The organism is Burkholderia lata, assembly GCF_902499335.1.
Lineage (GTDB): Bacteria > Pseudomonadota > Gammaproteobacteria > Burkholderiales > Burkholderiaceae > Burkholderia > Burkholderia lata_B.
Map to the genome: position 1 here is coordinate 195,152 of NZ_CABVQK010000007.1, position 26,924 is coordinate 222,075.

The 26,924-nt window shown below is 66.2% G+C and carries 23 protein-coding genes and 1 pseudogene; 13 read left to right on the forward strand and 11 right to left on the reverse strand.

Annotated features, from left to right (window positions below; all coding sequences use genetic code 11):
• Complete coding sequence (locus BCO18175_RS18920; protein ID WP_174983139.1) at positions 1–2,379, reverse strand: TonB-dependent receptor; 2,379 nt, start codon at positions 2,377–2,379, stop codon at positions 1–3.
• Positions 2,380–2,635: 256 nt separating this feature from the next.
• Between BCO18175_RS18920 and BCO18175_RS18925 the strand changes: the two genes are divergently transcribed.
• On the forward strand, positions 2,636–3,634 hold the full coding sequence (locus BCO18175_RS18925; protein WP_254608124.1) for an ATP-binding protein: 999 nt from the start codon (positions 2,636–2,638) through the stop codon (positions 3,632–3,634).
• A gap of 124 nt (positions 3,635–3,758) precedes the next feature.
• Entirely contained in the window at positions 3,759–5,225 is a 1,467-nt protein-coding gene (locus BCO18175_RS18930) for a M81 family metallopeptidase (RefSeq protein ID WP_174983140.1), read from the forward strand.
• 33 nt (positions 5,226–5,258) lie between these two features.
• Here BCO18175_RS18930 and BCO18175_RS18935 read toward each other — a convergent pair whose 3' ends face one another.
• The 7 genes and pseudogenes from BCO18175_RS18935 to BCO18175_RS18965 form a co-directional block, all read right to left on the reverse strand.
• Positions 5,259–6,920 carry a serine hydrolase domain-containing protein gene (locus BCO18175_RS18935; protein WP_174983142.1) on the reverse strand — a complete coding sequence of 554 codons (1,662 nt, stop codon included), beginning with the start codon at positions 6,918–6,920 and terminating at the stop codon, positions 5,259–5,261.
• A gap of 9 nt (positions 6,921–6,929) precedes the next feature.
• Positions 6,930–7,979 carry a dipeptide epimerase gene (locus BCO18175_RS18940; protein WP_174983144.1) on the reverse strand — a complete coding sequence of 350 codons (1,050 nt, stop codon included), beginning with the start codon at positions 7,977–7,979 and terminating at the stop codon, positions 6,930–6,932.
• Positions 7,972–9,333, reverse strand: coding sequence for an MFS transporter (locus BCO18175_RS18945; protein ID WP_174983146.1), 1,362 nt, complete (start codon positions 9,331–9,333; stop codon positions 7,972–7,974). Before BCO18175_RS18945 ends, BCO18175_RS18940 begins: the two co-directional genes overlap by 8 nt.
• Positions 9,334–9,357: 24 nt before the next feature.
• On the reverse strand, positions 9,358–9,786 hold the full coding sequence (locus tag BCO18175_RS18950) for an ExbD/TolR family protein (RefSeq protein WP_174969511.1): 429 nt from the start codon (positions 9,784–9,786) through the stop codon (positions 9,358–9,360).
• Between the two features lie 28 nt (positions 9,787–9,814).
• Positions 9,815–10,240 carry an ExbD/TolR family protein gene (locus BCO18175_RS18955; protein WP_217483920.1) on the reverse strand — a complete coding sequence of 142 codons (426 nt, stop codon included), beginning with the start codon at positions 10,238–10,240 and terminating at the stop codon, positions 9,815–9,817.
• Positions 10,241–10,249: 9 nt separating this feature from the next.
• Positions 10,250–10,981, reverse strand: a pseudogene (locus BCO18175_RS18960) (MotA/TolQ/ExbB proton channel family protein); the annotation flags it as partial.
• Between the two features lie 56 nt (positions 10,982–11,037).
• Positions 11,038–11,676 carry an energy transducer TonB gene (locus tag BCO18175_RS18965; protein ID WP_174915213.1) on the reverse strand — a complete coding sequence of 213 codons (639 nt, stop codon included), beginning with the start codon at positions 11,674–11,676 and terminating at the stop codon, positions 11,038–11,040.
• Positions 11,677–11,918: 242 nt separating this feature from the next.
• On the opposite strand from BCO18175_RS18965, the gene BCO18175_RS18970 reads away from it, so the two are divergent.
• Entirely contained in the window at positions 11,919–12,761 is an 843-nt protein-coding gene (locus BCO18175_RS18970; RefSeq protein ID WP_438820503.1) for a response regulator, read from the forward strand.
• Positions 12,762–12,874: 113 nt separating this feature from the next.
• Here the strand turns inward: BCO18175_RS18970 and BCO18175_RS18975 are convergent, their stop codons facing one another.
• Positions 12,875–13,849 carry a LysR family transcriptional regulator gene (locus BCO18175_RS18975; RefSeq protein ID WP_174983148.1) on the reverse strand — a complete coding sequence of 325 codons (975 nt, stop codon included), beginning with the start codon at positions 13,847–13,849 and terminating at the stop codon, positions 12,875–12,877.
• A gap of 84 nt (positions 13,850–13,933) precedes the next feature.
• Here BCO18175_RS18975 and BCO18175_RS18980 point away from each other — a divergent pair, with 84 nt between their 5' ends.
• The 5 genes from BCO18175_RS18980 to lpdA all read left to right on the forward strand — a co-directional run bounded on the left by BCO18175_RS18980 (position 13,934) and on the right by lpdA (position 20,429).
• On the forward strand, positions 13,934–14,965 hold the full coding sequence (locus BCO18175_RS18980) for an alcohol dehydrogenase catalytic domain-containing protein (RefSeq protein WP_174983150.1): 1,032 nt from the start codon (positions 13,934–13,936) through the stop codon (positions 14,963–14,965).
• Between the two features lie 452 nt (positions 14,966–15,417).
• The gene (locus BCO18175_RS18985) at positions 15,418–16,650 is read left to right on the forward strand and encodes a 3-methyl-2-oxobutanoate dehydrogenase (2-methylpropanoyl-transferring) subunit alpha (protein ID WP_043182179.1); all 1,233 of its coding nucleotides are present in this window, start codon (positions 15,418–15,420) and stop codon (positions 16,648–16,650) included.
• 2 nt (positions 16,651–16,652) lie between these two features.
• Positions 16,653–17,693: an alpha-ketoacid dehydrogenase subunit beta gene (locus BCO18175_RS18990; protein WP_043182180.1), complete on the forward strand. Its 1,041-nt coding sequence runs from the start codon at positions 16,653–16,655 to the stop codon at positions 17,691–17,693.
• 1 nt (position 17,694) lies between these two features.
• Positions 17,695–19,032 carry a dihydrolipoamide acetyltransferase family protein gene (locus BCO18175_RS18995; protein WP_174983151.1) on the forward strand — a complete coding sequence of 446 codons (1,338 nt, stop codon included), beginning with the start codon at positions 17,695–17,697 and terminating at the stop codon, positions 19,030–19,032.
• 5 nt (positions 19,033–19,037) lie between these two features.
• Positions 19,038–20,429, forward strand: coding sequence for a dihydrolipoyl dehydrogenase (gene lpdA / locus BCO18175_RS19000; protein WP_174983153.1), 1,392 nt, complete (start codon positions 19,038–19,040; stop codon positions 20,427–20,429).
• A gap of 99 nt (positions 20,430–20,528) precedes the next feature.
• Here the strand turns inward: lpdA and BCO18175_RS19005 are convergent, their stop codons facing one another.
• A complete protein-coding gene (locus tag BCO18175_RS19005; RefSeq protein ID WP_254608126.1) occupies positions 20,529–21,629 on the reverse strand; it encodes an alpha/beta hydrolase in 1,101 nt (366 codons plus the stop codon).
• Positions 21,630–21,749: 120 nt separating this feature from the next.
• Here BCO18175_RS19005 and BCO18175_RS19010 point away from each other — a divergent pair, with 120 nt between their 5' ends.
• Together BCO18175_RS19010 and BCO18175_RS19015 are read left to right on the forward strand one after the other, a co-directional pair.
• On the forward strand, positions 21,750–22,793 hold the full coding sequence (locus tag BCO18175_RS19010; RefSeq protein ID WP_174983154.1) for an AraC family transcriptional regulator: 1,044 nt from the start codon (positions 21,750–21,752) through the stop codon (positions 22,791–22,793).
• A gap of 146 nt (positions 22,794–22,939) precedes the next feature.
• Positions 22,940–23,569, forward strand: coding sequence for an NAD(P)H-binding protein (locus tag BCO18175_RS19015; protein WP_174969505.1), 630 nt, complete (start codon positions 22,940–22,942; stop codon positions 23,567–23,569).
• Between the two features lie 24 nt (positions 23,570–23,593).
• On the opposite strand, the gene BCO18175_RS19020 is transcribed toward BCO18175_RS19015, so the two are convergent.
• On the reverse strand, positions 23,594–24,511 hold the full coding sequence (locus tag BCO18175_RS19020; RefSeq protein ID WP_174983156.1) for a LysR family transcriptional regulator: 918 nt from the start codon (positions 24,509–24,511) through the stop codon (positions 23,594–23,596).
• A gap of 128 nt (positions 24,512–24,639) precedes the next feature.
• On the opposite strand from BCO18175_RS19020, the gene speB reads away from it, so the two are divergent.
• The 3 genes from speB (at position 24,640) to BCO18175_RS19035 (ending at position 26,872) form a co-directional block, all read left to right on the forward strand.
• Complete coding sequence (gene speB / locus BCO18175_RS19025; RefSeq protein WP_174983158.1) at positions 24,640–25,608, forward strand: agmatinase; 969 nt, start codon at positions 24,640–24,642, stop codon at positions 25,606–25,608.
• Positions 25,601–26,065 carry a GNAT family N-acetyltransferase gene (locus tag BCO18175_RS19030; protein ID WP_174983160.1) on the forward strand — a complete coding sequence of 155 codons (465 nt, stop codon included), beginning with the start codon at positions 25,601–25,603 and terminating at the stop codon, positions 26,063–26,065. The genes speB and BCO18175_RS19030 overlap by 8 nt, the downstream gene beginning before the upstream one ends.
• 129 nt (positions 26,066–26,194) lie before the next feature.
• A complete protein-coding gene (locus tag BCO18175_RS19035) occupies positions 26,195–26,872 on the forward strand; it encodes an SOS response-associated peptidase family protein (RefSeq protein WP_174983454.1) in 678 nt (225 codons plus the stop codon).
• Positions 26,873–26,924: the final 52 nt, after the last annotated feature.

Sequence of the window (26,924 nt, forward strand, 5' to 3'; positions counted from 1 at the left end):
TTAGAACGGAACGGTAAGCGCCGCGCCGATCGTGCGCGGCTGAATCACGCTGACGAGCGCCGGGCCGCCCATCGGAATCAGCGAAGTACCGGCCGCGATCAACGCGCGACGGTCGAACAGGTTGCGAACATAGAAGGCCAGGCTGAACTTCTTGAAATCCACGCCCGCTTGCAGATCCGTGATCGCGTAGCCCGGCAACGGGTAATCCGGCCGGCCCGAGCTGGCGTCGAACCCGCTATGACGTCGGCCGACAAATCGTTGGGTAATGCCCGCATACGACGGATACCCTTGCGCGGTGAACAGATAGGTGCCCGAGAGCGTAGCGGCGAACTTGGCCGAGTTCGGCAATGGCTGGCCCGCTGTCGTACCCGCGCTAGCGTTGCCGCTCGTCAGGCTGGCGTCGATGAGCGACAGGTTCGCACTGAAGTTCCAATGCGGGGTGGGGCGGAGCGTGCCGGAGAACTCCAGGCCCTTGATTCGCGCGTTGCCGGCGTTGATGACCTGGTTGACGCCATCGACCGTGCCGAGCTGCTGGATGTTCTTCCACTCGATGTCGTAGACCGACGTCTCCAGCGACAGCCGCTTGTCGAGCAGGTCGGCCTTGTAGCCCGCCTCATAGCTCCACAGCGTGTCGGGCGAGAAGGTCGGGCTACCGGCTGCGCGCATGCCGGTGAGTGGGTCGATCAGCAGCGCATTCGGGCCACCGGGCCGGTATCCGCTGGCGATGCGGACATACGCATTGCTGTTGGACGTCAGCGCATAGCGCGCGGTGAACATGTAGGTCTTGCTGGTGTCCGACGACGGTGCAGAGATGGTCTGTGTCGGGCCGGCGAGCGTACCGGAGGTCGTCTGTTCATAGGTCTGGGTGTTGTGGGCGATCCGGACGCCGCCCGTCAGCGAAAGGCGCGGCGTGAGGTGATACGTCAGGTCGCCATATGCCGCGTACTCGTTGTACGTGCTGGGCGCCTGGAGCTCCGACAGGTTCGGGCCGGGTGTGCCGTCGGGCAACGTCGTCAGGAATCCTTCGCTCGAGTTGCTGCGCTCGTGCGTATAGAAGAGGCCGGCCAGCCACTCGAGTCGCTGGTTGCCCGGCGAGGTCAGGCGAAACTCCTGGGTCACCTTGTTCGTGGTGGCCACGTCCTTGGCGACTACCGAACCCAGGTCCAGCCCCTGGGCTGCAAATAGCGGCCCATAGACGCCGGTCAGGTCTTGCGGCGCGCTCGTGTTGATCCTTTGATACGACGTGATCGAGTTCAGGCGCGCCCAGCCGAGTTCGTATTCGATCCCGGCAGAATAGAGCTGGATGTTTTGATGAAAGGGCTGCTGGGCAAACTGTCGCGTGGTCAGGTCACCCCAGACCGGCTTGCCGTCGGCGCCGTATTCGACGTAGTTCGGATCGTTGCGATTGATGTTTTGCGAGAGCGCGGTCAGCCGGACCGTCAAATCCCGGGTCGGCGTCAGCAGCAACGACGCGCGGGCACCGTAGGTGTCGCCGCGATCGATGTGGGAGTCCGCCTTGGGGCCCACTGCGTCGACATAACCGCCATCGTGCTGGCCGAACACGGAGACGCGCAGCGCGGCAACGTCGGTCTTCAGCGGGATATTCAACGCGGCGTTGGCCGTCCCGCTTACGCCGCCATGCGCCGTTCCCGACACGCCGGTGCCGACTTGCCCGGAAAATTGACTGGAGTCCGGTTCGTTGGTCACGTTTTTCAGCAAGCCGCCCATTGCACCCGCGCCATACAACGTGCCCTGCGGACCTCGCAGGATTTCGACGTGATTGAGGTCGAGCAGGCTCATGTCGAGCGCGAACGTTGCGCTTTGGGAGAACACGGTGCTGCCGCCGAACGCGACGTCGTCGACATACATGCCGACCGTCGGCCCTGTCTGCACACCCGTTGTCACGCCGCGGATGCTGACCTGCCCCGACCCGCTGCCGCCGCTGGCGTTCAGGTCGACACCCGGCTCCGAAGAGAGAAAATCGGACATCGTCTTCGCGCCGCTCTTCTGCAACTCGTCGGCCGACAGGACGTTGACCTGCATGGGGACTTCGCGAGCCGGTTCACGTCGGCGTGTCGCGGTCACCACCACGGTATTGAGCGTCGCGCCGCCCTTGCCTTGCGCCTTCGTCACCTCAGCCGGAGGGGCATTCGGCACCGTGGTGCCGGATGCGGCGGCAGGCGTCGCAGCGGACGCCGCATCCGGCGCGGCGACCTGCTGAGTCTGCACGGGCGTTTTCGCCTGTTCCTGCGCATGCACGCCCAACGATGCCAACCCGAATACCGGTCCGACGAAGAGCGGGGCGTAACGCCTGCCGTGTCGCAGCGGTAACGTTGCCGAACCCGCCGCGTGCTTCGTCCGGTTTTTCATCTTCACCATTGTCTCCTCCTGATTTTGCGATCGACTGAACGCGATGCCGTGTAGCGCGACTCAGGGTGAACGGTAAGTGCCGGTTATTTCTGGTTCATGTGGCGTTTGTATCGGTGCTGATACAAACGATCGGTGAGGGGGAAGGGCGGCCAGGACGGCCGACGAGGCGCAACCGGGGCGAAGACATGTTTCGGGTTTGCAATAAACGGCTCACATGGCCCCTACATTCACGGGCGATAATCGACGCCATCGCTCGCCGTCGGCCATGACCATGCACAAACCCCGCTTCGATTCCGCTTTCTATCGCCTGTTCTTCGTGATGATCTCGATCATCCTCGTGATGCAGATCAGTGCCGGCCTGCTGCTCTTCAAGCTCTACAGCACCGCTCCTTTCAAGCCGCCTCCGGGGATGAGTGCGTCGCTGCAGTGGGGCGCCGCCGTGATGATCCAGGTGCTGCCGGCGCTGATCTCGTCCTGGATCGGCGCGCGCATGCTGGCCGCCCCGTTCCGCACGCTGACCGTCGGTGCGGCTGAACTGTCGAGGAATATCGATGCGCCGCCCATCAAGGAAATCGGCCCTGTCGAGGCACGTCAGGCTGCCAGCGTGTTCAACACGATGCAGGCGTCGCTGCGGCGGCAAATGAGCGAGCGCAACCGCTTTCTCGCCGCCGTGTCGCACGATCTGCGCACGCCGCTGACGCGCATGAAGCTGCGCCTTCGATCTGCTCAGGATGTCGAATTGAGCGACCGTCTCAGAGACGATATCGACGAGATGACACAGCTTCTGGAGGCGACCCTGTCGTTTCTGCGCAATGAAGAGGTGGTCGAGGATTTCAGTCCGGTCGATATCAATGCACTGGTGGATGCCATCGCGGAAGATGCGGCCGAACACGGTCAGAAGGTGACGATCAGCGGTGAGGTGCCCCCGATCTCGGCACAACCGCTTGGCCTCAAACGCTGCCTGACAAACCTGGTTGCCAACGCGATTCGATACGGTGAAGACGCACACATCCGCCTGATCGACGCACCGTCGTGCGTGCGTATCCAGATCGTCGATCACGGCCCGGGCATACCGGAGTCGCAACTGGAGCGGGCGCTGGAGCCGTTCTACCGGGTGGAAAGTTCGCGCAACAGGAACACGGGCGGGACTGGGCTTGGCCTCGCCATCGCGAACGACGTCGTGAAGCGTCACGGCGGGGAACTGGTGTTGCGCAACGGTCCGGAAGGCGGGCTGGTGGCACAGGTCACGTTGCCGCGTCGATAGGAGGGGCTCGGAGCAACCGTTGGCACTGCTCTGTTTCACGCTTGATACAGATTGCTCACAAAGCGGAAATAGCGCGTGCTTATAGTCGTTCCACCCCCTTCAATCCCTTTCGGCAGACCTCGTCATGAAGATATATACGGCTCAGCTTTCGACCGAAACCAATACGTTCGCTCCGTGCCCGACCGGATGGGGCGGCTTCGAGGAGTTCACCATCTTTCATGGCGACGCGAGTGTGCGCGAGCCCGATGGCGTGGGGCATGTGCTCGCGGAAGTGCGGCGCCTCGCGGAGGGTGACGGTCACGACATCGTTGAAGGTCTGTGTGCCGAAGCCCAGCCGTCCGGCCGCACGATTCGTGCGGTCTACGAGTCCCTGAGAGACGAGATCCTCGGTGGCGTGAAGGCCGCCTTGCCGCTGGACGCCGTGATTCTGCTGCTGCACGGCGCGATGGTGGCAGAGGGTTACGACGATTGTGAAGGCGATCTGCTCGCCGGCGTTCGCGCTATTGTCGGCCCGGATGTTCCCATCTCGGTCACGCTCGACCCGCACTGTCATTTCACGCAATTGATGAAGGCATCGGCCGATGTCCTGATCGCTTACAAGGAGTATCCGCATGTCGACGCCATCGATCGGGCGCGCGACGCCTATCGGCTGGCGCTCGATATGGCGGCCGGACGCATCCGTCCGACGACCGGCTTGTTCGACTGCCGGATGGTCGGTGCGTGGCACACCACCAGCGAACCGATGGCGGGGTTCGTTCGGCGCATGCAGTCGTTCGAAGGGCGCGACGGCGTGCTGTCGGTGTCGCTCGGGCACGGGTTCCCATGGGGCGACGTGCCGGAAGCCGGCGCGAAACTCTGGGTCGTGACGGACAACGATCTCGCCAAGGCCGACGCGCTGGCGGCGCAACTGGCGCGCGAGTTCTGGGAACTGCGCGACGCGACACGCCCCGCATGGCTCGATATCGATTCCGGCCTGGATCGTGCGCTCGCGGTCGACGGCGGCCCGGTCGTGCTGGCGGATGTCGCGGACAATCCCGGCGGTGGCGCGCCGTGCGACAGCACGTTCATTTTGCGTCGCGTGGTCGAGCGACGGATTGCCAATGTTGCGATCGGGTGCTTCTGGGATCTCGGCGCCATCCAGATCTGCAAGGACGCAGGTGTCGGGGCCACGCTGAATTTGCGCATTGGCGGTAAATGCAGTGTGTACTCAGGGGACCCGGTGGACCTGCGCGTCACGGTACGCAGCGTGGTGGAGCGGCATACGCAAAGCATCATGGGTCTCGAGCAACCGCTTGGCCGGGCGGTGTGGGTAGAATCGGACAACGGGCTCGACATCGCGCTGATATCGGTTCGCACCCAGGTGCTCGGCGTGGACGTATTCACCGGCCTCGGCATCGACTTTCCCGGCAAGAAACTGGTGGTCGTGAAATCGACGCAGCATTTTCAAACCGAATTCGCGTCGCGCTCGAAGGCCATCTTGCATATCGCTGCGCCAGGTGCGCTCACGATGAACTTCGCCGAGCTGGATTATCGGCATCGTGATCTCAACTACTGGCCGCGCGTGTCGAATCCGTTTGCATCGGCGATGTGAACACGTGCCGGCGTCGTTCGACGCCGGCACGTATCAGGCTTCGGCGTGCACTCGTGTGAAGGCGAGGTGCCTGGTACGCGGGGTATCGACGCGAAAGCCGGTGACGTTGTCGCGCGTTGCATCGCGCATCAACGTGACGATGCCGGTCATGACGTCCACTGGATCGACCGGCGCCAGACCGAACGCATCGTGGGCCAGCGGCGTGAGGCGGTAGTCGCAATGGCCCGTCGCGCCGTGCATGCGAAGAACGAGTGTTTCGTTGTCGAGTCGAATGATCGCGCGGGCATGGGCGTCGTGGCTTGCGAATGTGCCGGACATCGCGGCGACGAGTTGCGCCGTCATCGCGGGCGCTTCGCCGAGGCGTGCGAACGTATCGACGTGGCCGCAATGCACGATGCGCAGGCTGGACGGATCGTTCGGTGTGCGAGACGACCCCCATCGCAACGCCAGCGGCCCGTCGCCGCCCGCTTCGACCTGCACGTCGTTCAGGTCGTCCGCGCTGTCGTAGAGCGTCATCGGCGGCCTGGGGCAAAGCGGTCCCGTCAACACCAGCACGCCTTCGTGATCCTCCAGTGCATACACGGCGCCGGTGCTGGCCGACCGGTAGCTGCCGAGGCGCGCCGTATGGTCGGCGGCGCGTGTCGCGACAGGTGGGCTATCGCTGCCGAGCTCGCCCGCCAGCACGATGTCGACGACACGCTTCGACAGTTCGAGCGGTGAGCCGAGCGCGCCGTTGCTGAGCAATACGACATCGAGCCCGTGTGCCACCGACACCAGCATCTGGCAAGTCCCACCGACGACGCCACCGGAATGGTGGATCAGCTCGACACCTCGATAGGTACGCTGCGTGAGACCGAGCGAGTATTGGCTGCGCTGACCGCTGGAGAATACGGGCAAAGCCAGCATCTGGCGCCAGGTGTCGTCGTTGCCGACGATCTTGTCGCGGCATCGCAGGTGTGCGGTCCATCGCAGCATGTCGTCGACGGTCGAGACGATCGAGCCTTCACCCAGCAGTTCCCACGTCGGAAAGATCCCGCGCCGGTATTCGCCGGTGCTGTCAGGAACATGCATCGTCGCGATGCCGCGCTCGATTGTCATGTCGTCGGGTACGCACGCGGTGTCGTGCATGAGCAGGGGAGCGAAGATATGGGTCGCGAGGAATGCGCCGAACGGCATCCCGCTCGCACGTTCGACAGCGAGCGAAAGCAGGTGATAGCCGCCGTTCGAATACATCATGCGTTCGCCCGGCGGAAAGTTTTCGTCGCGTTGACGTTGCTGTGAAGCCAGGAACGCGCCCTGCGGCGACATGGCGAGGCCCTGCGTCAGGAGGGCAAGGTCCAGTGCGCATCGCTGCCCGCCGCGATGCGACATCAACTGACGCAACGTCGGTCGGCCCGCGGCCGGCGGCAGCTCCGGCAGATATGCGCCGATGGGGGCGTCGGCATCGAGCGCGCCGCGTTCGCACAGGAGCAGCACGGCGAGGCACGTGACATGCTTGCTGACCGAGCCGATGCGCATCCGTGTGGCCGCCGTGTTGGCGAGGCCGTGTTCGAGGCTGGCCATGCCGAAACCGCGCCGATACAGCAGCTGGCCGCGATGGACGATGCCGGCGATCAGTCCGGGGGCATTGGCGCTGCGATAAGGCATGAACAGCGCGTCGAGCTGCGTCGTTGTGGCGGATGAATCCGATGTCATGGTGATAGCTCAGCGAGAGGATGCGGTGACACCCGCGTAGCCCCAGACCTGGGGCGGGCAGTGCAGCAGGCCGTCGATGTAGGTGACGCCCGGCTCACGATCGCGGGCGAGGAAGATCGGTCCGTCGAGATCGACGTGATCGCACAGTTGCCCGAGCAGAAATGCGGGGGCGACCGCCAGCGAAGTGCCTGCCATGCAACCGACCATCACGGACAAGCCGGCTTCGCGCACACGCGCGGCGAGGTCGAGCGCGCGTGTCAGGCCGCCGCATTTGTCGAGCTTGAGGTTGACGATGTCGTAGCGGCGCGCGACGGCGGGCAGGTCGCCGAGGTCCTGAAACGATTCGTCGGCCGCGAGGGGGATCGGACAATCGATATCTTCGAGACAGGCGTCCGCACCGATCGCAAACGGCTGTTCGAGCATGTAGACGTCAAGCTGTTGCAGCACGGGGATCATCGCGTCGAAGTGCGCGCGCGACCAGCCCTGATTCGCGTCGACGGCGAGCGGTATGTCCGGGCGGATCTCACGGATTGCGGAGAGGCGCGCGGCGTCGGCGGCGCTGCCGTCCAGCTTGACCTTCAGCGCCCTGGCGTGGGGCAGTCTCTGCGCGGCTTCAGTCATTGCATGCGGCGTATCCACGCCGATCGTCATCGTGGTCCGCAACGGGCGCGGTGCGGAGAGGCCCGCGATGCGCCAGACAGGCATGGCTTGCTGTTGTGATTCAAGCGCCCACAATGCAGCATCGACCGCATTGCGCGCGCCGCCGGGCGGCAAGATGTCGAGCAACTGCGCGCGCGTGATCCCCGCTTCCATCGACGCCCGGACGCTTTCGATTTGCGCGGCGATGGATTCGGGTGTTTCACCCAGGTAAAAGACCCCGGATGCTTCGCCGTGGCCGGCGTTTTGTCCGTCGTCGACGGTAACACTCACGACGCGAGCGGCGTCGATGACGTGGCCGGTGATATGGAACGGAGTGGCCAACGGCCAGCGTTCGATACGCAGTGAGAGTGAGAGCGTGCGAGGTGACATGGGAGAGGGAGGAAGAAGGGAATTACGCATAGCGTTCGATTGCCTCGCGGACACCACGGCCCGCCGCACGCATCAACATGCAGGCCGCAAAGAAGCCGAACGCCGCCACGCAGACGATCGACCACAGCAAGCCCTGGCTGAACGCGTGCAGACGATCCGACATGAAACCGATGAACACGGGGCTGCCGGACTGCACGACGATCGACGTCAGGGCGCCAATCGCCGCCACGCGCGAGCGCAAGTGGGCAGGGCAGATGTTCTGCATGATGGTGGGAAACAGAACCATGCCTGCGACCATGCAGGCGAGCTGTGCGCCGAAGAGCGCGTAGACCGGCGTAAGCGAACCCACGGCCAGATAGAGGAACGATAGGCCACCGGCGACCAGCGCGCCACATTCACAGACACGCAGCGGCGCGAGCACGCCGAAGCGCGCTCTCATGCGGCCGGCAACGAGTCCGCTGAGCACGCAACCCGCGATACCACCGGCCATCGCCGCCACGCCCATGCCGCCGCCGGCTTCAGCCGGCGTAGCGCCGAAGGTTCGCACCGCCACGACCGGCATCCATGTCGCGACACCGCCGAACGACAAGTTGACCAGTCCGATGGCACCGAAGAACTTGGCCATCGTGACGGCTTCGCGCCGGAAGTAGACCGGTGCGGACGGCAGCGGCGCGGAAGTCCGGTGACGCGCTGCGGATGCTTCCGTGTCGCCGTGCTTTCCGGGTCGGATGAGCAGCACCAGCACGGCCAGCACGGGGGCAGGCAGCGCAACGGCAAAGAACGCGAGCCGCCACGGCGCCAGATCGGCGAGTCCGGCCGGCAACGCGCCGTGCACCTCGGCGATGCCGTGCATCAGTGCGCCGCCGAGCGCCATTCCCGCACCTGCGCCCAGCAGGTTGGCGAGCGCGAAGATCGCATTGGCGAGCACGCGCTGGCGGGCAGGGAAGAGGTCGGGAATCAGGCCGTAGATCACCGGCACCAGTCCGGCTTCGCCGATCCCCAGCCCGACGGTGGCGATGAACAACTGCCAGAAGTGGGTGGTCACGCCGCAGATCGCAGTGGCAGCGCTCCAGACGAGGACACACGCGACCAGCACCACACGGCGATCCACGCGGTCGGCGACCCAGCCGATCGGCAACGAGGCCACGCCCGCGAACAGCGCGATGCCTGCGCCTTGCATCAGGCCGATCTGCGTGTCGGTCAGCCCGAAATCGTGGCGGATGGGCTCCGTCAGCAGGATCAGCATCTGACGGTCGACGAAGGCGAAGAACGCCACGATCACGAGAATCGCCAGGCCGAACCACGCGAGTGGTCCGGCGGGTGAATCCGATGGCGGGCTTGGGGCCGCCACGGGGGCGAGCAAATCGGGGTTGGAGTCGAACATGAGGGCTCCGTGATGAGAAGGCGATTACTGCATGAATTGCTCGTTGCCCACGAGCCCGATGCGGTTCGCGCCGAGCCGCTGCGCGGACGCCATGACCATGGCGACGGCGCGGTAAGGCGCCGCCTTGTCGGGCCGCAAATGCAGTTCCGTCGGCGCGGGGTTGGCGGCGACGTCGTGCAAGCGCGTTTCCAGTTGCTCGCGCGAACCCAGCGTCTCGCCATTCCATGCGATGGTGCCGTCGGCTGCGATATCGATCTGCACCACCGGCGGTGTCTGCGGTTGCGACGGCGGCGTGCCGGTCGGCATGTCCAGCTTGACCGCGTTCGTCTGGATGGGAATGGTGAGGATCAGCATGATGAGCAGGACCAGCATCACGTCGATGAGCGGTGTGGTGTTGATCTCGATCATCACGTCGGCTTCGTCGGCGTTGCCGGTGGGCATCGTCATAGCCATCTCGGGTCTCCTTGTCGGTATGGAGGGATCATTGGCGCGGCGGCGGTTCGGTGATGAAGTCGACCTTGACGATGCCCGCCCGCTGGCAGGCAAACACGACGCGGCCGATGGCGGCGTAGCGCGCGTCGAGATCGCCGCGGATGTGGACTTCGGGTTGCGGCGACTGCACCGCGACCGCCTTGAGCTTCTCGACGAGCGTTGCCGCGTCGGGTACGCGCCGTTCGTCCCAGAACACGTCGCCTTCTTTCGTCACGGCGAGAATCACGTTCTGCGGGGTCGTTTGCAGCGGCTGCACGGCCTCCTTGGGCAGCGTGACCGGCACGGTGTGCGATACCACCGGAATCGTGATGAGGAAGATGATCAGCAACACCAGCATCACGTCGACCAGTGGCGTCGTGTTGATGGACGACATGGTCTCGTCGTGCTCGGCGCCGTCGCGGGGGCCTACGGTCATGGCCGTGGTCGTACCGGTCAGGATGACGATGTGCAATTCCGTCGAAAACCCGCGCACGCGCTCCATCACCGCCTTGTTGCGGCGCACGAGCCAGTTGTAGCCGAGCACTGCGGGCACCGCGACAGCCAGGCCGATCGCGGTCATGATCAGCGCTTCGCCGACCGGCCCCGCGACCTTGTCGATGGAGGCCTGGCCTGCGATGCCGATGGCCGTCAGCGCGTGATAGATGCCCCACACCGTGCCGAACAGGCCAATGAACGGCGCGGTCGACCCGACGGTGCCGAGAAACGCGAGGCCGTCCTGCAGGCGGCTCGAGACGGACGTGGTCGCCCGCTCGATGGCCGCCGCCACCCAATCGTGGAGGTCGACCTGTTCGACCAGCGCGCCTTCGTGATGATCGAATGCCGCGAGACCTGCTTCGGCGATGAAGCGGAACGGACTGCCGGCGTCCAGTTTCTTCGTGCCTTCGCCGAGACTGCCCGCTTTCCAGAAACCCGTCTCTGCCGCCTTCGCGCGGCGCAGCACACGCGCTTGCTCGAGCAGTTTCGCAACGATGATGTACCAGCTGCCCATGGACATGACGACCAGAATGAGCAGCGTGCCTCGTGCGATGAAATCGCCGCCTTTCCAGAGCGCATCGAGGCCATAGGGATTCGTCACCGTATCGGTGGCGGCGTGGGCGGCGCTGGCCGCGAGGAACAGAGCCGTCACCAGAGCGGCCTTGCGGGTACGGTTGATCATGAACGTCTCCTGAAATGCGTTGGCAGGTAGAAAAAGAACGGCTGTCGAGCGCAGCCTCAATCGAGCTTGAAAGAGAAGGGCACTTGCACGCGGACTTCCTCGCCCTGGGCGACGCAGTGGAACTGCCGCACTGCGTTTTCCGCGGCCCTGTCGAGAACGGGCGCGGCTGACTGGGTCACGCTCAGGTCCTTGACGTTGCCGTCGGTGCCGACCACGAACGTCACGACGACGTCGCCGGTCAGGTTGTCCTTGAGCGCTTCACGCGGATAGCGAATGGCGGCGCGGACCTGCGTCGAGTTGGGACACACCACGCCGACGCTCGTCGACACCGGCGCGGCAGCGGCGGGCGGTGCCGGCGGCGCGACGGGGGCCGACGGCGCGGGCGTAGTCGACTGCGTGGTGATCGCGTTCTGCGACGGGGGCGCCGCGACGCGCACTTCCGGGGGCGGCACGAACGGCGGCGGTGGCGCGACGTGCTTCGGCGGCGGCGGTGCGATCTGCTTCGGCGGTGGTGGTGGAGGGGGCGGCGGCTTGATCTCTTCGATGATTCGCGTCTCGATCGGCTGACGAATCACGTCCACGACTTTCGTCGCGAGACCGGTGAGCAATGCGTAGACGATCGCCGCGTGCAATCCGACCACGAAGGCGATGCCGCCAATGCGCCGGACAGGTGGCTTGGGTTGTGCGTAGTTCATGTCCCGCGTGTCTCCTGCCTCGATATGACCTGGGAGCCACGTTAAGACCCGGGCATTTCTGTTTCATATCGGCTTTGTATCCGCGCTGACACAAAGGCTTTCCGGTTGGGCAAGGTTGCGGCAGGAGGCGCGAAGCGAGGCGGGGCGGCGAAGGCGGACGATGTTCAGCGACGTCTCTTCGGGAAAACACCGGGCGGGTTATCCATGATGCGAATGCTCATCAGGCGTCCCGATTTCTTCGGATGACCTTGCGGGGCAAGGTGCGGGGGCAATTATTTCAAGGCTGCAATAATTCGTGCAAAAAGCCCTTATATTGGCGGGCAATAATGAGTGTGGGGCACATCACACCGCCGCAACATCGGAGACAAGACGCCGTGAACAAAGCGATTCGTATTCTCGTCGTCGACGACGACTCGCAGATTCGCAGCCTGTTGTGCGACTGCCTTGCAGACTTCGGCATGACGACCGCGCAAGCCGGCACAGGCGCGGAAATGCATCTCGCGCTCGGGGAGGGCGGCTTCGATCTCGTGGTGCTCGACCTGATGCTGCCGGACGACGACGGCCTCAATCTCTGCCGCGAGATTCGCGCGACGTCGGAGATCCCATTGATCATCCTGACCGCGCGCGGCGAGATGACCGACCGGATCGTCGGGCTGGAACTGGGCGCCGACGACTATATCGTCAAGCCGTTCGAGCCGCGTGAACTGGTCGCGCGCATCCAGACGATCCTGCGTCGCGTGCGTGCGCAAACGCAAGGCCGCACGAGGGCGCAGGAGGAAAGCCGCTTCGCCGGATGGCGGCTTCACCAGATCGGCCGCCACCTGATTGCCGCCGACAACACGGTCATTCCGTTGTCGAACGCGGAATTTCGCCTGCTCAATGCGTTCCTCGCCGCGCCGGGGCGAGTGTTGAGCCGCGAATACTTGATGGATACCGCGCGCGGCAAGTCGATCGACACGTTCGATCGCAGCATCGACGTGCAGATATCACGCCTGCGTCACAAGTTGCGTGAGGACATCAAGGAGCCGCGCCTGATTCGCACGATTCGCGGGGAAGGCTACATGCTCGATGTCGGTCATCGTTAGGTATGCGTTCTGTTCAGCGCAGCCGTTCGTTGGCATGCGATGCTGCACCGAATCCGCGCGCTGCCCGGATGGACTGCCGTGCGATTCGGCGACGATCGAAAACCCGCAGAAAATCAGTCGCTCGCGGGCTTCCTGCTTTTGCGGCGTTGCGCTGGCTGCGATGCCGCTCGATTGGCATCGGGCGATTGAATCCGCACCATGTCGATCAGCGCCCGCAGCCCGCCCGAAACGTGGCGATGACCGGGGTAATACAGGCACAGCCCCGGCATGACCGGACACCAGTCGGCCAACACGCGTTCGAGACGCCCGTCGGCCAGCGCATCGCGGACGAGATGGTCGGGCACGAATGCGATCCCGATCCCGTCGATCGCGGCGTCGACCATCAACGGCTGGTCGGTCAGCGTGAGCGGGCCGCTGACGTTCACCGTTTCGACGACACCGCGGCGCTCGAACTCCCAGCGGTAGATCGCACCGCTGTCGAAGCGGAAGCGGATGCAGTCGTGTCGGTCCAGATCCTGCGGCGCGTCGGGTCGGCCGCGCGCGGCGAAATAGGCCGGCGACGCGACGGCGGCGAATCGCACCGGATCGGACACGCGCACCGCGATCATGTTCTGCGGCACCGCTTCGGCCAGGCGGATTCCCGCGTCGAATCCGCCGGCAACGATGTCGCCGAGCTTGCCGTCCGTCACGATATCGAGGTGGACTTGCGGGTAGTCGCGCAGGAAGCGCGCGAGCACCGGTTTCAGCACGAGGTGGATCGCCCCTTCGCTGGCGTTGATGCGCACGGTGCCGCTGGGTGTGTCGCGCATCCCGTCGACCGCGAGCATCGCTTCCGCCACCGACGAGATCGCCGGGCGGAGCTTGTCGACGAGCCGTTCGCCGGCGTCCGTCAGCGACACGCTGCGCGTGGTGCGATTGAACAGGCGTACCCCCAGGCGCTGCTCGAGACTCTTGATCGAATGACTGATCGCCGACGGCGTGACGTCGAGCTCGACCGATGCCGTGCGGAAGCTGAGATGCGTCGCCGCGGCGAGGAACACGTTGAGCGAGAAGAGATCGCCGCTTTTCAATTGATGAGCTGATTTCATCGTGACGTAAAGATTGGCGAGATTGTCATGATAATGCGCCTTTTCTAGACTAGGCCCTGCGTTCGGTTGAACAAGGAGCAGGCAATGAAGATGAAGGCGATCGTGATGACGGGGGCCAACCGGCCCTGGGAAGTGCGGGAAGTGCCGGTGCCGGAAGCCGGTCCGGGGCAGGTGCTGGTGAAGGTGCACGCGTCCGGGATGTGCTACACGGACGTGTGGGCCACCCAGGGCTACGGCGGGGACATCTACCCGCAGACACCGGGCCACGAGGTGGTCGGCGAAATCGTCGAAGTGGGCGCGGGCGTGCATGCGCGCCGGGTGGGCGACCGGATCGGCACGACGTGGGTGCAGTCCGCATGCGGGCGCTGCCCGTACTGTCGCGAGCATCGTCCGCTATCCGGCCAGACGGCCGTGAACTGCGATGCGCCGCGGACCACCGGGTTCGCATCGCAGGGCGGGCATGCGGAGTACATCGCCGTCGCGGCCGAGGGCACGGTGCTGCTGCCCGACGCTCTGGCGTATGTCGATGCCGCGCCGATGATGTGCGCGGGCTACACGACATGGAGCGGCTTGCGCGATGCGGCGCCGCAACCACACGAGAAGGTGGCCGTGCTCGGCATCGGCGGATTGGGGCACGTGGCGCTGCAACTGTCGCGCGCGTGCGGCTTCGAGACCATCGCGATCACGCATTCGGCCGACAAGCGCGACCTCGCGATCGGCCTGGGCGCGGACCGGGTCGTCGAAAACGGCGCGGAGCTTCGCGACCTGGGCGGCGCGGATGTCCTGCTGGTCACGACCAACGAGTTCAGTACTGCAGAGGAAGCGATGACGGGCGTGCGGGTCGACGGCCGGGTGATCCTCTGCGGGCTCGACTTCAGCAAGCCGTTCTCGATCGCGTCGCAGCGCAAGCCGTTCCACATGATGCGCCAGCAGGTCATCGGCTCCACGCATGGTGGCTTGCGCTACCTGAGCGAAGTGCTGGATCTCGCCGCCAGAGGCAAGGTCAAGCCGATCGTCGAGACGTTCTCGCTGGACCAGGCGACGGAAGCCTATGACCGCCTCGCGTCCGGGAAGATGCGCTTTCGCGGCGTCTTCACGCCTGCACAAAGCCACTGACGCTCAAGGGTGCCGGGAGATGCGGGGACGTATCTCCCGGCAAGCAGGCGTGGCCGGCTCGCCATGCTCCGTGCCTGCATGGTGATCGAATCGGTCACATCGATCGGCGGTCGTCGTCCGCGATCGACCTTCCCCTGATATCGACGGCCGCCCGTTCAGGTGCGACATGCCGGCCTCGCCCGGCATCGGTCGTGGCGTCATCCGCGATTTCCCGCCAGGCCCCGGCCCGGTAATCCCCGGATGCCGGCCGCTGCCCGCCTGGCGGCCCTCCCGCACCAGACATGGCAAATCTGCTCACCGTGGTCGAGCGGGTTGGTCATCGACGTTCGCCGCTATAGGGCATAAATTTCCAAGGTTGACGTGCCTATCCGCACGCCAGCCCGCGCGCAGGCCGGCAACCGGCCGCGCGTTCCTAATCAGCGTGAGACACAATCGAGCGTGGAGACGACACGATGAGCCTGTCAGAGCCATTGCGTCTGCATGTGCCGGAGCCCACCGGGCGCCCGGGCTGCAAGACGGACTTTTCCTATCTGCATCTATCGCCGGCCGGCGCCGTTCGCCGCCCGCCGATCGACGTAGCCGCGGCGGACACCGCCGATCTCGCCCGCAGCCTCGTGCGCGTGCTCGACGACAGCGGCAAGGCCGTCGGTCCGTGGGCACCGGATCTCGACGATGCGCGGCTGATCGCCGGCCTGCGCGCGATGCTCAAGACCCGCATTTTCGACGCGCGCATGATGATCGCGCAGCGCCAGAAGAAGATCTCCTTCTACATGTTGAGCCTCGGCGAAGAGGCGATCGGCACCGCGCATGCGATGGCGCTGCGCGATGGCGACATGTGCTTCCCGACCTACCGCCAGCAGAGCATCCTGATCGCGCGCGACGTGCCGCTCGAACGGATGATCTGCCAGCTGATGTCGAACGAAGGCGACCCGCTGAAAGGCCGCCAGCTTCCCGTGATGTACTCGGACCGCGACGCGGGCTTCTTCTCCATCTCCGGCAACCTCGCGACCCAGTTCATCCAGGCGGTCGGCTGGGCGATGGCGTCGGCGATCAAGGGCGACACGAAGATCTCGTCCGCGTGGATCGGCGACGGCGCGACGGCGGAATCCGACTTCCACACCGCGCTCACGTTCGCGCACGTGTACCGCGCGCCGGTCGTGCTGAACGTCGTCAACAACCAGTGGGCGATCTCGACGTTCCAGGCGATCGCGGGCGGCGAAGGCACGACCTTCGCCGGGCGCGGCGTCGGCTGCGGGATCGCGTCGCTGCGCGTCGACGGCAACGACTTCCTCGCGATCTACGCGGCGTCGAGCTGGGCCGCCGAACGCGCGCGCCGCAACCTCGGCCCGACGTTGATCGAGTGGGTGACCTACCGTGCGGGCGCGCATTCGACGTCGGACGATCCGACCAAGTACCGGCCGAGCGACGACTGGTCCCATTTCCCGCTCGGCGATCCGATCGAGCGCTTCAAGCGCCACCTGATCGTCAAGGGCATCTGGTCGGACAGCGCGCACGAAGCGTTGACGGCCGAGCTCGAGGCCGAGGTGATCGCCGCGCAGAAGGAAGCGGAGAAATACGGCACGCTGGCCGACGACCGGATTCCGTCGCCGGCTTCGATGTTCGACGACGTGTACAAGGAGCTGCCCGCGCACCTGCGCCGTCAGCGCCAGGAACTGGGAGCGTGATCATGGCGCAACAAGAGACAGGCACGGCAACGCAGCCGATGACGATGATCCAGGCGCTGCGCTCGGCGATGGACGTGATGCTCGGGCGCGACAGCGACGTGGTCGTGTTCGGGCAGGACGTCGGCTATTTCGGCGGCGTGTTCCGTTGTACGGAAGGACTGCAGAACAAATACGGCAAGTCGCGCGTGTTCGATGCGCCGATCTCCGAAAGCGGGATCGTCGGCGCGGCGGTGGGGATGGGCGCATACGGGCTGCGCCCGGTGTGCGAGATCCAGTTCGCCGATTATTTCTACCCGGCATCCGACCAGATCGTGTCGGAAGGCGCGCGACTGCGCTATCGCTCGGCGGGCCAGTTCATCGCGCCGATGACGATCCGCATGCCCTGCGGCGGCGGCATCTACGGTGGCCAGACGCACAGCCAGAGCCCGGAGGCGATGTTCACGCAGGTGTGCGGGCTGCGCACGGTGATGCCGTCGAATCCGTACGACGCGAAAGGGCTCTTGATCGCATCGATCGAGAACGACGATCCGGTGATCTTCCTCGAGCCGAAACGGCTGTACAACGGGCCGTTCGACGGCCATCACGACCGGCCGGTCACGTCGTGGCTCAAGCATCCGGCAAGCGCGGTGCCCGAGGGCTACTACACGGTGCCGCTCGATACGGCCGCCGTGGTGCGGCCCGGCAACGACGTGACGGTGCTGACCTACGGCACGACGGTGCACGTGTCGCTCGCCGCGGCCGAGGAGACGGGCATCGATGCGGAGGTGATCGACCTGCGCACGCTGTGGCCGCTCGACCTCGACACGATCGTCGCGTCGGTGCGCAAGACCGGGCGCTGCGTCGTGGTGCACGAGGCGACGCGCACCTGCGGCTACGGTGCGGAACTGGTGTCGCTGGTCCAGGAACATTGCTTCTACCACCTCGAAGCGCCGGTCGAGCGCACGACGGGCTGGGATACGCCATATCCGCATGCGCAGGAATGGGCGTACTTTCCGGGCCCGGCCCGGGTCGGTGAAGCGTTGCGACGCGTGATGGAGGCGTGAGATGGGGATTCATGTCATCAAGATGCCGGATATCGGCGAAGGGATTGCCGAGGTCGAGCTGGTGGCCTGGCACGTGGAAGTCGGGCAGACGATCAAGGAAGACCAGCCGCTCGCGGATGTGATGACCGACAAGGCGGCGGTCGAGATTCCGTCGCCCGTGACGGGCAAGGTGATCGAGCTCGGCGGCCGGATCGGCGAGATGATGGCGGTCGGCAGCGAGCTGATTCGCCTCGAGGTCGAAGGCGACGGCAACCTGAAGGCCGGCGCACCGGTGCGAGAATCAAAGGTAGAAACCGCACCGGTCGCGGCGGCGCCGTCGAAGGCGGCGGCCGAGGCGCAGGCGGAATCGCAGGCAAAGCCTGCAGCAAGGCACGCCCCCGCGGAGCCGCGTCGTGCGAAGCACGCCGGGCACACGGAGCACGCAGAGCCGCCGCGCGCGGCGCTCGCGCCGGGCGAACGGCCGCTCGCGTCGCCGGCGGTACGCCAGCGTGCGTGGGACATGGGCATCGAGCTGCGCTATGTGCGCGGTACCGGTGAAGCAGGGCGGATCCAGCACGCGGATCTCGATGCGTATGCGCGCACCGGCAGCGGTGCGGCGCGCGGATCGCGCGGTTCGCAAGCGCATGGCTACGACGAACGCAACGACGAAACCGACGTGCCGGTGATCGGCTTGCGGCGTGCGATCGCGCGCAAGATGCAGGAAGCGAAGCGCCGCATTCCGCACTTCAGCTACGTCGAGGAAATCGACGTCACCGAGCTCGAATCGCTGCGTACGGATCTGAACCGCCGCTACGGCGACACGCGCGGCAAGCTCACGCCGCTGCCGCTGCTGATCCGCGCGATGGTGATCGCGTTGCGCGATTTCCCGCAGATCAACGCGCGTTTCGACGACGAAGCGGGTGTCGTCACGCGCTACGGCGCGGTGCACATGGGCGTCGCGACGCAGACGGACGGCGGCCTCACGGTACCCGTGCTGCGCCACGCCGAAGCGCGCGACGTGTGGTCGATTTCCGCCGAAATCGCGCGGCTCGCCGATGCGGTGCGCGCGAACCGCGCGCAGCGCGACGAGCTGAGCGGCTCGACGATCACGATCTCGAGCCTCGGCGCCCTCGGCGGCATCGTGTCGACGCCGGTCATCAATCATCCCGAGGTCGGCATCGTCGGCGTGAACCGGATTGTCGAGCGGCCGATGATCCGCGACGGCGCGGTTGTCGCGCGCAAGATGATGAACCTGTCGTCGTCGTTCGACCATCGCGTCGTCGACGGTGCGGACGCGGCCGAATTCATCCAGGCCGTGCGTGCGGTGCTCGAGCGCCCGGCACTGCTGTTCGTGGAGTGAGCGCGATGAAGAACGAACACACCACGCTGCTCGTGATCGGCGGCGGCCCGGGCGGCTACGTCGCCGCGATTCGCGCCGGCCAGCTCGGCATTCCGACCGTGCTCGTCGAGCGCGACCGGCTGGGCGGCACGTGCCTGAACATCGGCTGCATTCCGTCGAAGGCGCTGATCCACGTGGCCGACGCATTCGAACAGGCCCGCGGCCACGCGGGCGAGGGCGCGCTCGGGATTCGCGTGCGCACGCCCGAGATCGACATCGCGAAAAGCGTTGCATGGAAGGACGGCATCGTCGACCGGCTGACGCGCGGCGTCGGCGCGCTGCTCAAGAAGAACGGCGTGCGCGTGCTGCACGGCGACGCGCAGGTGGTCGACGGCAAGACCGTCGACGTCGTCGCCGGCGGGCATGCGACGCGCATCAGCTGCGAGCACCTGTTGCTCGCGACCGGCTCCGAACCGGTCGCGCTGCCGTCGATGCCGTTCGGCGGGCATGTCGTGTCGTCCACCGAAGCGCTGTCGCCCACGACGCTGCCGAAGCGGCTGGTCGTCGTCGGGGCCGGGTATATCGGGCTCGAACTCGGGATCGTCTATCGCAAGCTCGGCGTCGACGTGAGCGTTGTCGAAGCGGCGGAGCGCGTGTTGCCCGCATACGATGCCGAACTCGCGCGGCCGGTTGCCGATTCGCTCGCGCGGCTGGGCGTGCGGCTGCTGCTCGGCCACAAGGTGCTCGGGCTCGCGGAGCACGGTGCGGTGCGCGTGCAGGCCGCCGACGGCGCGGAGCAGACGCTGCAGGCCGACCGCGTGCTGGTTGCGGTCGGGCGCCGGCCGCGCGTCGACGGCTTCGGGCTCGAGTCGCTGCCGCTCGATCGCAATGGCCGCGCGCTGTGGATTGACGACGAGTGCCGGACGTCGATGCGCAACGTCTGGGCGATTGGCGACGTTGCCGGCGAGCCGATGCTCGCGCATCGCGCGATGGCGCAGGGCGAGATGGTGGCCGAGCTGATCGCCGGCAAGCGCCGCAAGTTCATGCCTGCGTCGATCCCGGCCGTGTGCTTCACCGATCCGGAGATCGTCACGGCCGGCTGGTCGCCGGACGACGCGCGTGCGGCCGATGTCGATTGCGTGAGCGCATCGTTCCCGTTCGCGGCGAACGGGCGCGCGATGACGCTGCAGGCGACCGACGGCTTCGTGCGCGTCGTCGCGCGGCGCGACAACCACCTGATCGTCGGCTGGCAGGCGGTCGGGCGCGGCGTGTCGGAGCTGGCTGCCGCGTTCTCGCAGTCGCTGGAGATGGGCGCGCGGCTGGAGGACATCGGTGGCACGATCCATGCGCACCCGACGCTCGGCGAAGCGCTGCAGGAAGCCGCGCTGCGCGCGCTCGGGCACGCGTTGCACGTCTGACGCGTACCACGCGCGGCAAGAAGCCGCCGATGCGCGACGTGCGCATCGGCGGCTTTCCGTTTGCCGAGCCGGTTCTTGCACCGGCGCGTGCACGGTTCGTCAGGACGGCGCGCGGAGGTCGGCGCGTTGCGCCGTCACCTCGCGATAGAACGCATCGATCGAATCGACCATCTGCGACAGCCCCGGCTGTTCGAGCGGATAGTGGCCCGCGTTGTCCAGCATGACGACCTTCACCGGTACCTTCCGCACGCGCTGCAGGAACGGTTCGCTCAGGTGCAGCGGCGTCCAGCGGTCCGCGGCCGGTTGCGTGAGCAGGATCGGGCACACGGCGAAATCCTCCGGCTCGACCGCCGGCCGGTACGACATGTAGGAATCGAGAAACGCGATCGTCATCGCGTTGCCGGCGGAGGTGCGATCGGACAGCCACACCTTCAGCGCATCCCGGTCGTTGACGAGTGCGGACATCTTGCTGGCGAGCGTCATCGGCACCCGCATCGATTTCAGCGGGGTCATCGCGGAGAGATGCATCATCGGGCCGCCGACGCGGCTCATGAACACGTTGCGCGCGGTTTCGTCGCGCACCTGTTGAAGGCGCTGGTCGAGGAAGGTCATGCCGACGATGCCCTTGACCTTGCCGTTCAGCGCGGCCACGTGATACGTGAGCATGCCGCCCGCGCTCAGCCCGTAGAGCACGATCGGCCGGTCGTCCTTCGCACGCTCCGCGTCGATCAGGTCGCTGCCCGCGCGCACCCAGTCGTCGTAGCGGACCAGCGCGCCCCTGGCGACCTCGGTCATCCCGTATTCGGGCATGTCGACCGCGATCGTTTCGTAGCCGCGGCGCGCCAGCTGCTCGCCGAGGATCATCGACATCTGCCGGCCGTTGGTGCCCACACCATGGAACAGGATCACCTTCACCCGCGCTTGCGGGTTGCGGTACGTGTCGAGATGCAGGCGATGGCCGTGCCAGGACCACCATTCTTCCGTCGGTTGCCGTCCGTCCTTCCACTGGAAGTCGGTCGGAAGGAATTTCTGCATGTCGCGCCAGGCGGGCTGGTCTGCGTAGGTCTTGGGCATGGTGGCGGACTCCGGGGGATTGGGCGAAACGGCATCGTCGGCCAGTGCCGGCGCGAGCGCCGCGGCAGACAGGCGGGCGGCCAGCAGTAGCGTGCAGGCCGGACGAAAGAGCGAAGAGAGCTTCATGGTGATCGACGCCGTGCGGGTTGCGATGTCGATCATCATCGGCGCGCGGGCTCGCGCGATCCATGCTGGGGCAGGCCAACCGCTTTAGAATCTAGGCCAACCCACGTCGCGAGGCGTCTGATGAATGTCTGGAACTTTGCCCGCAGCCCGGCTTCCGTCCTGCTGATGATCGACTTCGGTCGCGATCGCAAGATCGCGCCGCAGGCGTTGCTCAAGGGTTCGCAGCTCACGCTGAAGCAGCTCGCCGACCCGGATTTCACGGTGCTGGCGGCGCAGGAGCTGGCGGTGGCGTCGAACCTGCTCGACCTGACCGCCGGCGAGACCGGCGTCGGCCTCAAGGTTGGCCTGTCGTACCAGCTTTCGGCGTACGGCCTGCTCGGGTACGGGCTGCTGAGCAGCGCGACCGGCATGGACGCGGTTGCGCTCGCCGGCCGCTACCTGGCGCTGACCTATACGTTCGTCGGGATGACGTTCCGCCGGGCCGGGCAGCACGACGTGATTCAGTTCGACGCGTCGCCGGAGCTCGCCGCGAACGTGCAGCGCTTCTTCGTCGAACGCGCGATGGGGGCGACGTGCCGCGTGCTGCGCGACGTGATCGGCAGCGCGTTCGAACTCGCGACGTTCGACCTCGCGTATGGCGCCGACCTCGGCCTCGGCCCCGGCCCCGGCGCCGACGCGAAGCAGCCGGTGCTCGGCGCGAAGATCCGGCACGGCCAGCCGGCCAGCACGCTCACGTTCGAGCATGCGCATCTCGAGCGGCCGTTGCCGCAGGCGAATGCCGCGACCGCGGCGATGTGCGAGCGCATGTGCGCCGAGCTGGTCACGCGCAGGCGCACGCGCGTCGACCTCGTATCGTTCCTGAACGAATACCTGGCCACGCGCCCGTTCGACCGGCCGCCGCAGCTGAAGGACATCGCGACGCTGCTCAACACCAGCGAGCGCACGTTGAAGCGCCGGTTGCAGGACGAGGGCGCATGCTTTCGGGACATTTCGAGCGCGGTGCGCAAGACCCGCGCGCAGGCGCTGATCGCGGAAGGACGGCTGTCGATCAAGGAAATCGCGCAGGAACTGGGATTCAGCGACATGTCGTCGTTCTCGCAGGCGTACAAGCGCTGGACGGGCGTCGCGCCGAGCGTGTCGCGGCAGGCGGCGGCGGGTTCGTAGCGCACCCCTGGTGAAGCAAGCGCGCCCTGTAATTTTTTGAGATGTTGGGTGGTTGTCTGCGCCGAGTCGGCCGACGATCATGTGAGAAGCCGGAAACCGGGCCGTTCCCGGCCCGCCAACGCAGGCTCCACACGGAAGAACCGGACATGAAATTGCTGCTCGTCGGCGCGACCGGACTCGTCGGGCGTCACGTCCTCGAAGTCGCGCTTGCCGATGCGCGGGTCGATCAGGTGATCGTCCTCGCGCGCCGCCCGTTGTCGCCGCACCCGAAGATGCGCGCGATCGAGGTCGATTTCGATCATCTGCCCGACGTGGCCGACTGGTGGCATGCCGATGCCGTGATCTGTACGCTCGGCACCACGATGCGGGTCGCAGGCTCTCAGGCGGCATTCCGGCGCGTCGACCATGACTATCCGCTCGCGGTCGCGCGGCTCGCGCATCGCTCCGGCACACCGGCTTACGTGCTGAATTCCGCACTCGGCGCGGATCCGGCGTCGCGCATCTTCTACAACCGCGTGAAGGGCGAGGTCGAGCAGGCGCTTGCCGGCGTCGGGTTCGCGTCGCTCACTTATGTGCGGCCCGGCCTGATCGGCGGCAGCCGCGACGAATTCAGGTTCGGCGAGCGGCTGCTGGTGTTCGCGTTGAACGTGGCCGGCCCCGTGTTGCCGGCGAAGTGGCGCGTGAATCCTGCGTCGCGGATCGCGCGCGCGATGCTCGACGCGGCGATCGACGCGCGGCCGGGTGTGCAGGTCATCGCGTCGGATCGGCTCGCCTGACGCGGAACGGGCGGCACGCGCCGGTCACTGGCCCGCGAAGCCGTCGAGCCCGCCGAACTGTTCGGCGAGCGCCGCAGTGAACGCGTCCAACGCTTCGCTGCCGTCGCAGTTCCGCGGTGTCGCGAGCTGGAATTCGACCGTATGGCTCAACTTGCTCGCGAGCAGCCGGCGCATCTTGCCCGCGGCGACCCATGGCGCGGCGACATGGTCGGGCAGGAAGCCGACATGCGCGCCGGAGAGAATGAAGATCACGTCGGCGTCGACGTTTTCGGAGAACGCGGTCGGCTGCGCGTTGCGCAGCGCCGCACCCGACGTGTTCGTCTTGTAGAGCCGCGCGACGTTGCTCGCGGTCGCGATGTCGTTGGCCGACACGGTCTTTTTCGCAAACAGCGGATGCCGGGCGCCGCAGTGCAGCGACTGGTGTTCGACGAACAGCGGTGCGTAGTGCAGGCCGGCCTGGTGGCCGGAAAAGTAGCCGATCGCGAGCTGCAGTTCGCCTTTCAGCAGCCTGCGTTCCAGCTCGTCGGGCGGTACCGCGATCATCTCGATCAGCACGTCCGGCGCCCGTTCGCGGAAACGGCCGACGCCTGCCGCGATCGATTCGACGATGTCCGGTGCGAGCCGCTCGGACAGCCCGATGCGCAGTTCGCCGAGCAACGTGCCCGACACGTGCTGCGTATCGCGCGTGAACACGTCCATCGCGTGCAGGAGCCGCCGCGTCGACTGCAGCACGCGTTCGCCCTTCGGCGTCAGCCGGAAACCGCTCTTGCCGCGATCGCACAGCCGGAACCCGAGACGCGTCTCGAGCTTGGCCATGTGCGTGCTGATCGTCGAAGGCGCCATTCCGAGCGTGCCCTGCGCGGCGCTGAAGCCGCCGCTTTCGACGATCGTCAGAAAGAGCCGCAGCAACTGCACATCCATGTCTCTCAATCGGGTCAGCATGGCGATACGTCGCGTTTCGTGAAGTCGGCTTATGTTAGTTCATATTTTTCGTCGGATGCCGTGACGGCAGAATCGGGCACGAGGTCGCCAGCCGCGCGGCCGCTTCCCCCACATACAGGAATCCGACGATGAGCCAGAACGATTTCGCTTTCACGCGCGACAGCCTCTACGGCACGCAGGCCGAACCGACCTTCGCGGGCGCGACGAGCTTCATGCGCCGGCGTTTCAGTCGCGATCTCGACGGCGTCGACCTCGCGATCACCGGCGTGCCGTTCGATTCCGCCGCATCGCACCGGCCCGGCACGCGCTTTGGCCCGCGCGGGTTGCGGATCGCATCGACGGGCATCGCGTGGGAGCGCCCGTGGCCGTGGTCGTTCGATCCGTTCGACGTGCTGGCCGCGGTCGACTACGGCGATTGCGCATTCGATCTCGGGCAGCCCGAATCGGTGCCGGGCGCGATCGAGCGGCATGCCGACGCGATCCTAGCGCGCGGCTGCGCGATGCTGACGCTCGGCGGCGATCACTTCATCACGTATCCGCTGCTGAAGGCGCATGCGAAGGTGCACGGCCCGCTGTCGCTCGTGCATTTCGATGCGCATACCGACACGTGGCCCGACCGCGACGTGAAGCGCATCGATCACGGCACGATGTTCTATCACGCGGCGCGGGAAGGGTGGGTCGTCCCCGAACGATCGGTGCAGGTCGGTATCCGGACGACCAACGACGAGCCGATGGGCTTCGATATCCAGGATGCGCGCCGCGTGCACGCATCGACGCCCGCCGAGGTGGCCGCACGCATTCGCGAACGGGTCGGCGAACATCCCGTGTACCTGACGTTCGACATCGACTGCCTCGATCCGGCGTTCGCGCCGGGCACGGGCACGCCGGTCTCGGGCGGGCTGTCGAGCCATCAGGCGTTCGAGATCCTGCGGCACCTGGAAGGCATCAACCTGGTCGGCATGGATGTGGTCGAAGTGTCGCCGCCGTATGATCATGCGGAAATCACGTCGCTGGCCGGCGCGACGATCGCACTGGAGCTGATCTGCCTGTATGCATCGCGCCGGCGGCGGACCATGGAAAAATCGCACGATGACTGAACTCACCTGGCGCAAGGCTGCTCCCGACGATGCGGCCGCGTGCATCGCACTGCGCGGCAAGACGCGCGAGAACGCATTCACCGAGGCGCAGTTGCGCGGCCTCGGCATCACCGTCGAAAGCTGGGGCGACGGGATCCGCGACGGCCTGTTCTCGGGCCACATCTGCTGCGCGAACGGGCGCATGGTCGGCTACTGCTTCGGCGATACCGATTCGGGCGAGATCGTCGTGCTCGCGATCCTGCCCGAGTATGAAGGGGCGGGGATCGGCAAGCGGCTGCTGCGGCAGGTGATCGACGAGTTCGCGGCGAACGGTTTCGCGTCGCTGTTCCTGGGATGTTCGACCGATCCCGCGTCGCGCTCGCACGGCTTCTACCGGCATCTGGGCTGGACGCCGACGGGGAGGTTCGACGAAGCGGGCGACGAAATCCTGACGCTGCGGATCGGGCAGCACGTGTGACGGCACGCGTCGGGCGGAGCCCGGCGCATCGTCGATGCGTAAAACTGTTTCGTCATACCAAGCGATAGCGCGACCATGCCACCCGCGCTGACCTACGATGGAAACATTGCCTTCGTCGTCCACCCCGCCGTGTGCACCCATTACCGCGCCCCCGACGAAGACCCGGGCATCAGCGAGCTGAAGATCGGCATCGGCGATCTGTATCGTCGCGACCCGTGGGCACCCGACGTGTATCCCGACTACGCGGCGCCGGTCGCGTGCGCCGATGGCGATGGCCTCGAGGTCGTCGCGGCCGTGTTCGGCTTCTGGCCGAAATTCATGCAGCCCGAGCGGCTCGACGAGAACGGCCGTAAGAAAAAGAAACTCGATACGGTGAACGCGCGGGCGGAAACGGTCGGCTCGTCGCGGCTCTACGGCAACGCGTGGCGCAACGGCCAGCGCTGCCTGATTCCGGTGCGCTGGATCTTCGAGCCCTGTTACGAAACCGGTCGCAACGTGTGGCACAGGATCGGCGTCGACGGCTGGCAGCCGTGCTGCGTCGCCGGCATCTGGCGGCGCTACGAAGGCGGCGATGGCGGCGAACGCGTGGGCATGGCGATGCTCACGGTCAACGCCGACACGCACCCGCTGTTCGCGCGGATGCATCGGCCCGGCGAAGAGAAGCGGGGCGTCGTGATCCTGCGTCGCGACGATTACGACGAATGGCTGCACGTGCGCGACATCGAGGCGGCGCGGCGCATGCTGAACCTGCTCCCCGCCGCCGACATGACGGCCGAGCCCGATCAGGCATCGCCCGCGCGCACCTGACCTTTCATTATTCCGACATCCAACTTTCGACTGAACGGGTCGAACGTATCCC